At 57.4% G+C, this 12,854-nt stretch carries 12 protein-coding genes; all 12 read right to left on the bottom strand.

Annotated elements, in window-relative coordinates; genetic code table 11:
- Positions 1–132: 132 nt before the first annotated feature.
- The 12 genes from nuoF to mnmA all read right to left on the bottom strand — a co-directional run bounded on the left by nuoF (position 133) and on the right by mnmA (position 12,842).
- Complete coding sequence (nuoF, locus tag B347_RS0123275; RefSeq protein ID WP_019412099.1) at positions 133–1,488, bottom strand: NADH-quinone oxidoreductase subunit NuoF; 1,356 nt, start codon at positions 1,486–1,488, stop codon at positions 133–135.
- On the bottom strand, positions 1,485–1,982 hold the full coding sequence (nuoE, locus tag B347_RS0123270) for an NADH-quinone oxidoreductase subunit NuoE (protein ID WP_019412098.1): 498 nt from the start codon (positions 1,980–1,982) through the stop codon (positions 1,485–1,487). Before nuoE ends, nuoF begins: the two co-directional genes overlap by 4 nt.
- Positions 1,983–1,984: 2 nt before the next feature.
- Complete coding sequence (gene nuoC / locus B347_RS0123265; RefSeq protein ID WP_019412097.1) at positions 1,985–3,769, bottom strand: NADH-quinone oxidoreductase subunit C/D; 1,785 nt, start codon at positions 3,767–3,769, stop codon at positions 1,985–1,987.
- 73 nt (positions 3,770–3,842) lie between these two features.
- The gene (locus B347_RS0123260) at positions 3,843–4,517 is read right to left on the bottom strand and encodes a NuoB/complex I 20 kDa subunit family protein (RefSeq protein WP_019412096.1); all 675 of its coding nucleotides are present in this window, start codon (positions 4,515–4,517) and stop codon (positions 3,843–3,845) included.
- A 10-nt stretch (positions 4,518–4,527) separates the two neighbouring features.
- Positions 4,528–4,941 carry an NADH-quinone oxidoreductase subunit A gene (locus B347_RS0123255; RefSeq protein WP_003446990.1) on the bottom strand — a complete coding sequence of 138 codons (414 nt, stop codon included), beginning with the start codon at positions 4,939–4,941 and terminating at the stop codon, positions 4,528–4,530.
- A 491-nt stretch (positions 4,942–5,432) separates the two neighbouring features.
- Positions 5,433–6,758: an isocitrate lyase gene (gene aceA, locus B347_RS0123250; protein WP_019412095.1), complete on the bottom strand. Its 1,326-nt coding sequence runs from the start codon at positions 6,756–6,758 to the stop codon at positions 5,433–5,435.
- 232 nt (positions 6,759–6,990) lie between these two features.
- Positions 6,991–7,734 carry a secretin N-terminal domain-containing protein gene (locus B347_RS0123245; RefSeq protein ID WP_019412094.1) on the bottom strand — a complete coding sequence of 248 codons (744 nt, stop codon included), beginning with the start codon at positions 7,732–7,734 and terminating at the stop codon, positions 6,991–6,993.
- Between the two features lie 190 nt (positions 7,735–7,924).
- On the bottom strand, positions 7,925–8,347 hold the full coding sequence (locus tag B347_RS0123240) for a GNAT family N-acetyltransferase (RefSeq protein ID WP_019412093.1): 423 nt from the start codon (positions 8,345–8,347) through the stop codon (positions 7,925–7,927).
- Positions 8,340–9,506: a cupin domain-containing protein gene (locus B347_RS0123235; protein WP_019412092.1), complete on the bottom strand. Its 1,167-nt coding sequence runs from the start codon at positions 9,504–9,506 to the stop codon at positions 8,340–8,342. Before B347_RS0123235 ends, B347_RS0123240 begins: the two co-directional genes overlap by 8 nt.
- An 83-nt stretch (positions 9,507–9,589) precedes the next feature.
- A complete protein-coding gene (gene purB / locus B347_RS0123230; protein WP_019412091.1) occupies positions 9,590–10,960 on the bottom strand; it encodes an adenylosuccinate lyase in 1,371 nt (456 codons plus the stop codon).
- Between the two features lie 128 nt (positions 10,961–11,088).
- Positions 11,089–11,712, bottom strand: coding sequence for a high frequency lysogenization protein HflD (gene hflD / locus B347_RS0123225; RefSeq protein ID WP_019412090.1), 624 nt, complete (start codon positions 11,710–11,712; stop codon positions 11,089–11,091).
- The gene (gene mnmA / locus B347_RS0123220; RefSeq protein WP_019412089.1) at positions 11,709–12,842 is read right to left on the bottom strand and encodes a tRNA 2-thiouridine(34) synthase MnmA; all 1,134 of its coding nucleotides are present in this window, start codon (positions 12,840–12,842) and stop codon (positions 11,709–11,711) included. Before mnmA ends, hflD begins: the two co-directional genes overlap by 4 nt.
- Positions 12,843–12,854: the final 12 nt, after the last annotated feature.

Here is a 12,854-nt window from a genome sequence, read left to right as displayed (position 1 = left end):
GGTTCAAAGTTCTTCGTTGGCCCGGTGTCAGCGGGCGTGGCTAATGGAATCTTGTTATGCGTTCGAAGCAACCCAGCCTTACGGCGTTATCGAACGATCAGAGGGGGGCACGGACCCCCTTCATTCAGAGCGTTACGCGCCGATTACAATCGGGCGTGCCAGCGGGACGGCGCCAGGCTTTGCTTGCGCAATACCGGCTTCGAACTCTGGACGGAAGTATTTGATCGCGCTGCCTAACGGCTCCACGGCACCCGGTGCGTGCGCACAGAACGTCTTGCCAGGGCCGAGGAAACCGACCAGACCCAGCAGGGTCTCGATATCGCCGGGCTGACCTTCGCCTTTCTCGATGGCCATCAAGAGCTTGACGCTCCATGGCAAGCCATCGCGGCAAGGGGTGCAGAAACCGCACGATTCACGGGCAAAGAACTGTTCCATGTTGCGCAGCAAAGACACCATGTTGACGCTGTCGTCGACCGCCATCGCCAAGCCTGTACCCATACGGGTGCCGACTTTAGCGATGCCACCGGCGTACATTTGTGCGTCCAGGTGTTCTGGCAGCAGGAAGCCAGTACCGGCGCCGCCGGGCTGCCAGCACTTGAGCTTGAAGCCGTCACGCATGCCGCCAGCGTAGTCTTCGAACAGCTCGCGAGCGGTCACGCCAAATGGCAGTTCCCACAGGCCAGGGTTCTTCACTTTGCCAGAGAAGCCCATCAGCTTGGTGCCGTGGTCTTCGCTGCCTTCACGGGCGAGGGATTTGTACCAGTCAACGCCGTTGCCGATGATTGCCGGGACGTTGCACAGGGTTTCTACGTTGTTCACGCAGGTCGGCTTGCCCCATACGCCCACAGCGGCCGGGAACGGCGGCTTGGAGCGCGGGTTGGCGCGACGGCCCTCAAGGGAGTTGATCAGTGCGGTTTCTTCACCGCAGATGTAACGCCCGGCGCCGGTGTGCACGAACAGTTCGAAGTCAAAGCCAGAACCGAGGATGTTCTTGCCCAGCAGGCCGGCTGCCTTGGCTTCTTCGACCGCGCGACGCAGGTGCACGGCTGCGGTGGTGTATTCGCCACGCAGGAAGATATAGCCACGGTAGGTTTTAAGAGCGCGGGCACTGATCAGCATGCCTTCGATCAGCAGATGGGGCAGTTGCTCCATCAGCATGCGGTCTTTCCAGGTGTTGGGTTCCATTTCATCAGCGTTACACAGCAGGTAACGGATGTTCATGGATTCGTCTTTAGGCATCAGCCCCCACTTCACGCCCGTGGGGAAGCCCGCACCACCGCGACCCTTGAGGCCCGCGTCTTTCACGGTCTGGACGATATCGTCCTGAGCCATGTCCGCGAACGCTTTGCGCGCAGCCGCGTAGCCGTCTTTGGCCTGATATTCGTCGAGCCATACAGGCTCGCCGTCATCACGCAGACGCCAGGTCAGCGGGTGGGTTTCTGCCGATCGCGCGATGCGGTTGGCAGGGCCGAAAGAAGTCAGGGTCATGGGTAGCCCTCCAACAACGTGGCGACGCCAGCAGGCTGCACGTCACCGAATGTGTCGTCGTCGATCATCAACGCCGGCGCCTTGTCGCAGTTGCCCAAGCAGCACACGGGCAGCAGCGTGAAACGGCCGTCTGCAGTGGTCTGGCCCAGGCCGATGCCCAGCTTGTTCTGAATTTCGCCAACCACGGACTCGTGGCCACCGATGTAGCAGACCATGCTGTCGCACACGCGAATGATGTGACGGCCAACCGGCTGACGGAAGATCTGACTATAGAACGTAGCCACGCCTTCTACGTCGCTGGCCGGAATGCCGAGCAGTTCGCCGATGGCGTATACCGCGCCATCCGGCACCCAGCCGCGTTCCTTCTGAACGATCTTCAGGGCTTCGATCGACGCTGCGCGTGGATCTTCGTAGTGATGCATCTCGTGCTCGATGGCCGAGCGCTCGGTTTCGCTCAGGGCGAAACGGTCTGTCTGGATAAGCGTGCTGTTCATGCTTAGCGGTCCACGTCGGCCATAACGAAATCGATACTCCCCAGGTACGCAATCAAGTCCGCGACCATTTCGCCTTTGATCACCGAAGGGATCTGCTGCAGGTGCGGGAAGCTTGGGGTGCGAATCCGGGTGCGGTAGCTCATGGTGCCGCCATCGCTCGTCAGGTAGTAACTGTTGATGCCCTTGGTCGCTTCAATCATCTGGAAGGATTCGTTGGCCGGCATGACCGGGCCCCACGAAACTTGCAGGAAGTGCGTGATCAAGGTCTCGATGTGCTGCAGCGTGCGCTCTTTAGGCGGCGGCGTGGTCAGCGGGTGATCCGCCTTGTACGGGCCGGCGGGCATGTTGCGCATGCACTGCTCGATGATTTTCAGGCTCTGGCGCATTTCTTCGACACGCACGATGCAACGATCGTAGGCGTCGCCGTTGGCCGCCAGCGGGACTTCAAACTCGAAGTTCTCGTAGCCGGAGTACGGGCGCGCTTTACGTAAGTCGAAGTCGCAACCGGTCGAGCGCAGACCAGCACCGGTGACGCCCCATTCCAAGGCTTCTTTGGTGTTGTACTGAGCGACGCCGATGGTACGGCCACGCAGAATGCTGTTGTCCAGAGCGGCTTTTTGGTATTCGTCCAGACGCTTTGGCATCCACTCGACGAACTCCTTGACCAGACGCTCCCAGCCATTTGGCAGGTCGTGGGCGACGCCACCAATGCGGTACCAGGCCGGGTGCAGACGGAAACCGGTGATGGCTTCGATCACTTTGTAAGCGCGCTGACGGTCGGTGAAGGTGAAGAACACCGGGGTCATGGCGCCCACGTCCTGGATGTAAGTCCCCAGGAACAGCAGGTGGCTGGTGATACGGAAAAACTCGGCCATCATGATGCGGATGGTGTCGACCCGATCCGGCACCTTGATGCCGGCGAGCTTCTCAACCGAGAGCACGTACGGCAGGTTGTTCATCACGCCGCCGAGGTAGTCGATACGGTCGGTGTACGGGATGAAGCTGTGCCAGGACTGGCGTTCAGCCATTTTCTCGGCACCACGGTGGTGGTAGCCGACGTCAGGCACGCAGTCGACGATTTCTTCGCCGTCCAGTTGCAGGATGATGCGGAAGGCACCGTGAGCCGAAGGGTGGTTCGGGCCCAGGTTGAGGAACATGTAGTCCTCGTTTTCGCCAGAACGCTTCATGCCCCAGTCTTCAGGGCGGAAGCGCGCGGCTTCTTCTTCCAACTGCACTTTGGCGAGGGTCAAGCTGTACGGGTCGAACTCAGTGGCGCGAGCCGGGAAGTCCTTGCGCAGCGGGTGACCTTCCCACGTAGGCGGCATCATGATGCGCGACAGGTGCGGGTGACCTTTGAAGTCGATCCCGAACATGTCCCAGACTTCACGCTCGTACCAGTTGGCGTTTGGCCAGATACCGGTCACGGTCGGTACGCTGAGGTCGCTCTCGGATAAGGCAACCTTGATCATTACGTCACTATTACGCTCAAGCGACATGAGGTGATAGAAGACGGTGAAATCTGCGCCCGATGGCAGGCCCTGACGCTTGGTACGCAGACGTTCGTCTACACCGTGCAAGTCATAGAGCATCACGTAAGGTTTTGGCAGGTTGCGCAGGAAGGTCAGGACTTCAACCAGTTTTGCGCGGGTAACCCAAAGCACCGGCATGCCGGTGCGTGTGGCCTGGGCGGTAAACGCCTCGGGACCAAAACGGGTATTGAGTTCGACAACCACATCTTGGTCGTCAGCCTTATAAGGCGGGATGTACAGAGCGGAGCCTGTAGTCATGGTTTTTTATCGCTTTCGGTCAACGTAAAGAATGAGGCCAGTGTTTCGTTCTACTTAAAGAAGCGGCGCTGGATCAGACTTCGTCGGGGCTGCGCAGGTTAGTGACCTGAATACGCTGTTCGCGGCGCTGTTCCTTTTGGGACGGCATCTCGGCGCGATAAACGCCTTGTTCGCCGACAACCCAGGAAAGTGGGCGACGCTCCTGGCCAATCGACTCTTGCAAGAGCATCAAGCCTTGCAGGAAAGCCTCAGGGCGGGGTGGGCAGCCTGGCACGTAAACGTCCACGGGCAGGAACTTATCCACCCCTTGAACCACGGAGTAGATGTCGTACATGCCGCCGGAGTTGGCGCAAGAACCCATGGAGATAACCCATTTAGGCTCAAGCATTTGCTCATAGAGACGCTGAATGATCGGCGCCATCTTGATGAAGCAGGTACCGGCAATAACCATGAAATCCGCCTGACGCGGCGATGCCCGGATAACTTCGGCGCCAAAGCGCGCGATGTCGTGGGGCGCCGTGAAGGCGGTGGTCATTTCCACGTAGCAGCACGACAGGCCGAAGTTGTACGGCCACAAGGAGTTTTTACGCCCCCAGTTGACCGTGCCGTTCAGCACGTCTTCAAGCTTGCCCATGAAAATGTTTTTGTGGACTTGATCTTCTAACGGATCGGAAACGGTTTCCCGTTTGCCGATCGGGTACTGCTCGTTAGGAGCATCCGGGTCGATCCTGGTGAGTTCGTATTGCATCGCCAAAGCCTCATTGTTTCAGCTTGGCCTGCCGCTTACGACGAGCTTCCGGCGCCCAATCAAGAGCGCCCACTCGAAATAGGTAGACAAGGCCTGCCAACAGAATTGCTATGAAAACGAGAGCTTCGACGAATCCGGTCCAGCCGCTTTCGCGAACAGACACAGACCATGCAAAGAGAAAGAGGGCTTCGATATCAAAGATCACGAAGAGCATCGCGACCAGATAGAATTTGGCTGAGAGCCGCAAGCGGGCGCCACCTGTAGGTAGCATGCCGGACTCGAACGGTTCGTTTTTGCTGCGTCCCCAGGCTTTTGACCCGAGAAGGCTGGAGACGCCGAGCATGAAGGCACAAAGGCCGACAACGCCGAGAAGGAAAATGGCAAAGCCCCAGTTGTGGGCTATGAGTCCTGTCGCTTCGGGCATGCTGGAAATCCTTAACAGAGAGCAAAGGTCTCTGAGCTTAAAAAGGTAATAAAGCAGTGACGATATGTCGCAGCGCTATTGATGGCCGGGATTTTATGGCTAAACACCCAGCAAGTAAATTTTCTAAGATGAATTAATTCAATCCTTTAGTGGTAGATCACTCCTTAAAGTCTACGTAAGCCATGTGATACGGGCATTACAGCATATTTCAGGGAATATGTTTTACAGCAACAGTAATCAACAAAAGCAACTCTAAATGATAATTAGTATCGTTTAAGCGGCTGGTTAGTGTGAGCCTGTACCGCAGGTTCCTTGAAGTTGGCTTATATAAGCCGGGTTAGCAAGTTTTGAACTTGGTTTTTTACCCTGGTTTTGGTTTTTGTTCATGGATCTGGGTCACGTTTTGGTGAGTGCTCACCCCTACAAATGCGTTGCGGACACACAAAAAACGCCCCGAACCAGTCGGGGCGTCAATGACTGAAAAGCAGCTCTTAGTGGAACTGTTCTTCTTCAGTCGAGCCGGTCAGGGCGGTTACCGAAGACGAGCCACCCTGGATGACGGTGGTCATGTCGTCGAAGTAGCCAGTGCCCACTTCCTGCTGGTGCGCCACAAAGGTGTAGCCCTTGTCGGCGTCAGCGAACTCTTGCTCTTGCAGTTTCACGTAAGCAGTCATGTCGTTGCGGGCGTAGTCGTGCGCCAGGTTGAACATGCTGTGCCACATGTTGTGGATGCCCGCCAGGGTTATGAACTGGTGCTTGTAGCCCATTGCTGACAATTCGCGTTGGAACTTGGCAATGGTCGCGTCGTCCAGGTTTTTCTTCCAGTTGAAGGAAGGCGAGCAGTTGTACGACAGCAGTTGGTCCGGGTATTCCTTTTTGATCGCTTCAGCAAAGCGACGGGCTTCTTCCAGATCCGGTTTAGCGGTTTCACACCAGATCAGGTCGGCATACGGTGCGTAAGCCAGGCCGCGAGCGATAGCCTGGTCCAGGCCTGCGCGCACCTTATAGAAGCCTTCTTTGGTGCGTTCACCCGTCACAAACGGCTGGTCGTACGGGTCGCAATCTGATGTCAGCAAGTCTGCTGCGTTAGCGTCGGTACGCGCCAGGATGATGGTTGGGGTGCCAGCAACGTCAGCAGCCAGACGTGCAGCGGTAAGCTTCTGTACAGCTTCTTGGGTAGGAACCAGAACCTTGCCGCCCATGTGGCCGCATTTTTTTACGGACGCCAGTTGGTCTTCGAAGTGAACGCCAGCGGCGCCTGCTTCGATCATGCTCTTCATCAGTTCATAAGCGTTTAGCACGCCGCCGAAACCGGCTTCTGCGTCAGCCACGATGGGTGCGAAGTAGTCGATGTAACCCTGGTCGCCCGGATTTTTGCCGGCTTTCCACTGGATCTGGTCAGCACGACGGAACGAGTTGTTGATGCGCTTGACCACGGTTGGTACCGAGTCCACCGGGTATAGCGACTGATCGGGGTACATGGATTCAGCAGAGTTGTTGTCTGCTGCCACTTGCCAGCCCGATAGGTAGATAGCCTGGATGCCGGCTTTAACCTGTTGAACTGCTTGGCCCCCGGTCAGGGCGCCCATGCAGTTGACGAAATCTTTCTCAGGACGGAAGGACGGGTGTGCGCCCTGTGTCACCAGTTTCCACAGCTTGTCAGCGCCCAATTTTGCGAAAGTGTGCTCAGGTTGAACCGAGCCGCGCAGGCGGACCACGTCAGCAGCGGAATAATCGCGAGTCACGCCTTTCCAGCGTGGATTTTCGGCCCAGTCTTTTTCAAGGGCTGCAATTTGCTGTTCGCGTGTCAGTGCCATGGAGATAAACCTCGTCGCATAGGTCTGGGTTGAAAAATGTTTGCTCCACCAGCACACAACAATCGTGTTTGAGTCTGTGCGTGAATGGCTGATCGCTATAAGGCACTCGGCCCTTTGCAGGGGCTCTGATTAGCGGGAGCGGGGCCATCATGCCTTCGCATTTTTAAGTCGTCAAACGTTTTGTAGTGCTTTTTTGCTAGCACTACATATTTAGTCTAATACGACTCTTCGGTCAGTTCTGGGTCCTCTGGTCGAGAATGTTGACTTTGACCCGCACCGTCATGTCGTTGCGGCCTTGAGTAGAGTACGTAAGGGTTGTAGCGTTATTTTTGCTTTGGCTCTGGTTGCTGCTGCCTGCCACGGTGATCCATTGGCCGAGTGGGCCGCTGACGTGTGTGTCGGTATTTTGCACGTTCACTACATCTGGCTGCTCTTGGCTCATGGTGTCGAGGTGCGTGCTGATCGTGAGGTGTACCGTTTCACCTGTAACGTTGGCGGTGACGTAAAAACCTTGAGTGACATCACGGTAATCGGTCTGTGCAAGCACCCGTCCGTAGGCATCTGTTTGCGTGCTGGTGAGGGGTACGCTTTGGCCGATCTGGATCTGTGCGGGGATACCTTCAGTGGCTTGAATCTGTTGAATGCCACCTTCTCGGCTGGCGGTACTGATCACGCGGGTGTCTGAATTTGACTGGGGCAGGCTGTTGTCGCGAGTGTCGACCGTAATCAGCAAGCGCTTGGCGGGTGTGTCGAGTTGCGCCAGCAGGTTTTCGAGGTTTTGAATTTTCGAGGGTGCTGCTTCGACAATCAGCTGATTGCCGTAGGCGCTGACTTTGCCGTTTTTACCGATAAAGTTCTGCGCAATCGGTAGTAAATCGGCGCTGGTGCGGTTTTGCAGGGTGATGACTTTAGTGTCGGCCAGCGCGCTAATGCTGAAGACTATTAGCAGGCTGGCGATGAAAGCGCGTAGGGACATGTCCGTTATCTCCGCAATACGTGAAAAGTATCCGCGGAGTGTGGCAGATAGCAAAACGCCCTGCGATCCGAAGATGGCAGGGCGTTTGTAACGTGTCTTTGTAGTCGCTGCCGGAGGCTGCGATGGACCCCTTATGTTGCAGGTCCTTCGGCCCTTATCGCAGTTTGCAGTAGCGGCTACAGGGTCGCGATCAGCTGACGCGTTCCATATCAACGTGCGGAATGCCGGCTTCGAGGAATTCGTCGCTGACGATTTTGAAACCCAAGCGCTCATAGAACGGCGTTGCGTGCACTTGCGCGCTTAGCTTTTGTTCTTTGAGGCCGCGCTTTTCAGCTTCGTTGATCGTGGCCTGCATCAGTGCGTCACCCACTTTGAGGCCGCGCCAGTCTTTGAGGACGGATACCCGGCCAATGTGGCCGTCCGGCAAGAGCCGGGCAGTGCCAATTGGAAAGTCGCCCTCGTAAGCCAGAAAATGCACGGCATCTGCATCGTCGGCGTCCCACTCAAGCTCAGGCGGGACATGTTGTTCAGCAATAAATACCGCCTCACGAATGCGTCGAAGTTCGGCGTTGTCCTTATGCCAGTCGGCGACACGTACGTGGATGCTATTCATCGGCAAACCCCAGGCTTCCTTGTTTAACCAGCTCGCAGAGCAGGTTACGTCCATCTTCATCGGCCAGCCATGGGCCGAGATTCTCACTGTGCAGCGCATCGGCGGCACAAATCATTTTCAACAGTTCGCGCAGTTTACCCGGCAGCAGGCGGCTTTGGCCGCTGGCGAACAACAACAGGTCTTCATCGACTTCGGACCAGGCCAGTCGCGCGCTAGGGTTGCGGATCAGGATGGCGCCTTGTGCCAGGCTGTCCATCAAGTCTTCTTCTTCGAGTTCCGGGCCGACCACGAGTTCCGGGTAGCGTGGCTCGGTCATGAACTGGCCGAACCAGGTCAGTAGCATGCGCTCATCGCTCATGTGCTCGGTCAGCAGGCTTTTGAGGCGGCCCAGTGCGTCGTGCTGGATCTGGTGTGGATCGCTCACCGGTTGTGCGTCGGCATCGGTGTAGCGCTCTTCGTCCGACAGGTACTGGCTCAGGAAGTCGGTGAAGTGGGTCAGCACTTCTGCGGCGCTCGGGGCGCGGAAGCCGACCGAGTAGGTCAGGCAGTCATCGACTGCAACGCCGCAGTGCGCAAGGCGTGGCGGCAGATACAGCATGTCGCCCGGTTCGAGGGTCCATTCGTCGGTAGCTTCGAAGTCGGCCAGAATACGCAGGTCGGCATGTTCCAGCATCTTGCTATCGGAGTCGCACATCTGGCCGATTTGCCAGTGGCGCTTGCCGTGACCTTGCAGCAGGAATACGTCGTAGTTGTCGAAGTGCGGGCCTACGCTGCCGCCGGGGGCCGCGTAGCTGATCATCACGTCGTCAATGCGCCAGCTTGGCAAAAAACGGAAGTTTTCCAGCAATTCGCCGACTTCAGGCACGAACTGATCAACTGCTTGCACCAGCAGGGTCCATTCGCGCTCTGGCAACTTGCCGAATTCGTCTTCAGCGAACGGGCCGCGACGCAATTCCCATGGGCGTTCGCCGTGTTCGATGATCAGGCGCGATTCGACTTCTTCTTCCAGTGCTAGACCGGCCAGTTCGTCGGCGTCGATCGGGCTTTCGAAGTCAGGAATGGCCTGACGGATCAGCAGCGGTTTTTTCTGCCAGTAGTCGCGCAGGAATTCGCGTGCCGTGATGCCGCCCAGAAGTTGAAGAGGAGTATCAGGATTCATGTGTAACCTATTGAAAAAAAGCGCTTTGTATTCGGGAATAAAAACGCCCGGCACGGCCGGGCGTTAATAGGTCGTTGCAGCGATCAGATGCGTTTGGCTTGTTCGACCGCATTGCCAATGTAATTGGCAGGCGTCAGAAGCTTCAGCTCGGCTTTTGCCGCTTCCGGCATTTCAAGGCCGTCGATGAAAGTTTGCAGGGCATCGGCGGTGATGCCCTTGCCGCGCGTCAGCTCTTTGAGCTTCTCGTACGGGTTTTCAATGTTGTAGCGACGCATCACGGTCTGGATCGGCTCGGCCAGTACTTCCCAGCAAGCGTCCAGGTCAGCAGCGATTTTTTGAGCGTTCAGCTCAAGTTTGCTGATGCCTTTGAGGCTGGCTTCGTACGCGATCACGCTGTGGGCAAAGCCTACACCAAGGTTGCGCAGTACGGTGGAGTCGGTCAGATCGCGCTGCCAGCGGGAGATTGGCAATTTGCTGGCGAGGTGCTGGAACAAGGCATTGGCGATACCCAGGTTGCCTTCGGAGTTTTCGAAGTCGATCGGGTTGACCTTGTGCGGCATGGTCGAGGAGCCGATTTCGCCAGCGATAGTGCGCTGTTTGAAGTAGCCCAGCGAGATGTAGCCCCAGATATCGCGATCGAAGTCGATCAGGATGGTGTTAAAGCGTGCGATAGCGTCGAACAGCTCAGCGATGTAGTCGTGCGGTTCGATCTGCGTAGTGTATGGGTTGAAACCCAAGCCCAGTTCGTCTTCGATGAAGGCGCGGGCGTTGGCTTCCCAGTCGATCTGCGGGTAGGCCGACAGGTGTGCGTTGTAGTTGCCCACGGCACCGTTGATTTTGCCCAGCAGCGGAACAGCGGCGACTTGAGCGATTTGACGCTCCAGGCGGTAAACCACGTTGGCCAATTCTTTGCCCAGGGTGGTAGGCGAAGCCGGTTGGCCGTGAGTACGCGACAGCATCGGCACGTCAGCGAAGCGGATTGCCAGTTCGCGGATGGCTTCGGCAGTTTGGCGCATCAGCGGCAGCATTACGTCATCACGGCCTTCACGCAGCATCAGTGCGTGGGACAGGTTGTTGATGTCCTCGCTGGTGCACGCAAAGTGGATGAACTCACTGACGTTGGCCAGTTCAGGCAGCTTCGCAGCCTGTTCTTTGAGCAGGTACTCAATGGCTTTGACGTCGTGGTTGGTGGTGCGCTCGATCTCTTTGACGCGCTCGGCGTGCTCCAGAGAAAAGTTTTCGGCCAGTTCATTCAGAACGGCGTTGGCCTCGGCGGAAAAAGCCGGGACTTCAGGGATGGCTGCGTGGGCGGCCAAACGCTGGAGCCAGCGGACTTCAACCAGAACGCGGGCACGGATTAAGCCGTACTCGCTGAAAATTGGGCGCAGGGCCTGGGTTTTGCCGGCGTAGCGGCCGTCAACAGGGGAAACCGCAGTGAGCGAAGAAAGCTGCATGGGGTGTTCTCGGACAGTCGGGCAACGAAATGGGGCGCGTATCATACATGAAAAAAACGACCGGTCCGTTGCCAACTGACCGGCGTCTTACGCGTGACGAGCTTACAACGTGTGTCTGCTTAGGTGTTTCAATTGCCGCGAAGCATCGGATAGAGCTCTTTGAGCAGCTTGCGGCGGCTAAATACCAGTTGCCAGCGATGCCCGCCCAATTGGCGCCATAGCCGCGCGGAGCGGATACCGGCCAGCAGCAGGGCGCGAATCTTTGCAGCATTGTTGGGTTGTTGCAGGTTGCGCATGTCGCCGTGCACTTGAATGCGTTGGCGCAGCGTGCTCAGGGTGTCTTGGTACAACCCGCCGCATGCCGCAACGACGTTTTCGTGAGCGGGGCCAAAATGCTCAACCTGCGACTGGATCTGTGGCAGACGTTTGCCAATCAACTCAAGCATGTCTTCACGCTTGGCCAGTTGACGCTCAAGGCCGAGCATCGACAGCGCATAGCGCAAGGGCTCGCGTTGCAGGGTGTTGGGGTCGCGCTCGAGCGCGCCAATCAGGGCACGATAGCCTTCGCGCAAGTTGATGTCGTCGCCACCGTAGACTTCGAGTGTGTCCTTGGGGTCGCGCACCAATAAGCTGCCGAGCATGCAGGCCAGATCGGCTTCGCTGATCTGGCCGGTCTTGGCGATCTTGTCTACCAGCACGGCGGCGAAAAATACGCCGCCAAGGGCTATCAGTTGCTCCTGAGTGGGGCTCATGCGTGCAGGCCTTTGCTGGTCCATGGCTCGGCCACTTCGATCACGCCGCCGCCCAAGCAGATTTCACCGTCGTAGAACACCACGGACTGGCCAGGTGTTACGGCGCGCTGCGGGTCGTCGAAGGTCGCGCGGTAGCCGGTAGCGGTTTTTTCAAGGGTGCACGGCTGGTCGCTTTGGCGATACCGGACCTTGGCCGTCAGGCGCAATGGTGTGCTCAGGTCGATCGGGTTGACCCAGTAGATCTCTGAGGCGAGCAGGGCACGTGAGAACAGCCATGGATGATCGTTGCCTTGGCCGACGATCAGTTCGTTGTGCTCAAGGTCTTTGATCAGCACGTACCACGGCTCGTCACTGGCGTCTTTTAGGCCACCAATGCCCAAGCCCTGGCGTTGACCGATAGTGTGATACATCAGGCCGTGATGGCGGCCAATGACTTCACCTTCGGTGGTTTTGATTTCGCCCGGCTGTGCAGGCAGGTACTGCTTGAGGAAGTCGCTGAAGCGGCGCTCGCCAATAAAACAGATACCCGTGGAGTCTTTTTTCTTGGCGGTGGCCAGATCATGCTTTTCAGCGATGCGGCGCACTTCTGGTTTTTCCAGTTCGCCAACTGGGAACAAGGTCTTGGCGATTTGCTCGCCGCCAACGGCGTGCAGAAAGTAGCTTTGGTCCTTGTTTGGATCAAGGCCCTTGAGCAGCTCTGTGCGGCCGTCAATGTCACGACGGCGCACGTAGTGGCCGGTAGCGATCAGATCTGCGCCGAGCATCAGGGCGTAGTCGAGGAACGCCTTGAACTTGATTTCGCGGTTGCACAAGATGTCCGGGTTGGGCGTGCGCCCGGCTTTGTATTCGGCCAGGAAGTGTTCAAACACGTTATCCCAGTATTCGGCGGCAAAGTTGGCAGTGTGCAGCTTGATGCCAATTTTGTCGCACACGGCCTGGGCGTCTGCCAGATCATCCATGGCGGTGCAGTAATCCGTTCCGTCGTCTTCCTCCCAGTTCTTCATGAACAGGCCTTCCACCTGGTAGCCCTGCTCCATGAGCAGAACGGCGGAAACGGAAGAGTCGACACCACCGGACATGCCGACGATGACGCGCTGTTTTTCGGGGGCGACTAAGGCTGGATCACGCATAAGGTTTCAATG

The organism is Pseudomonas psychrophila HA-4 (assembly GCF_000282975.1).
Taxonomy (GTDB): domain Bacteria; phylum Pseudomonadota; class Gammaproteobacteria; order Pseudomonadales; family Pseudomonadaceae; genus Aquipseudomonas; species Aquipseudomonas psychrophila_A.
This window is presented reverse-complemented; position numbering and strand designations above follow the sequence as displayed.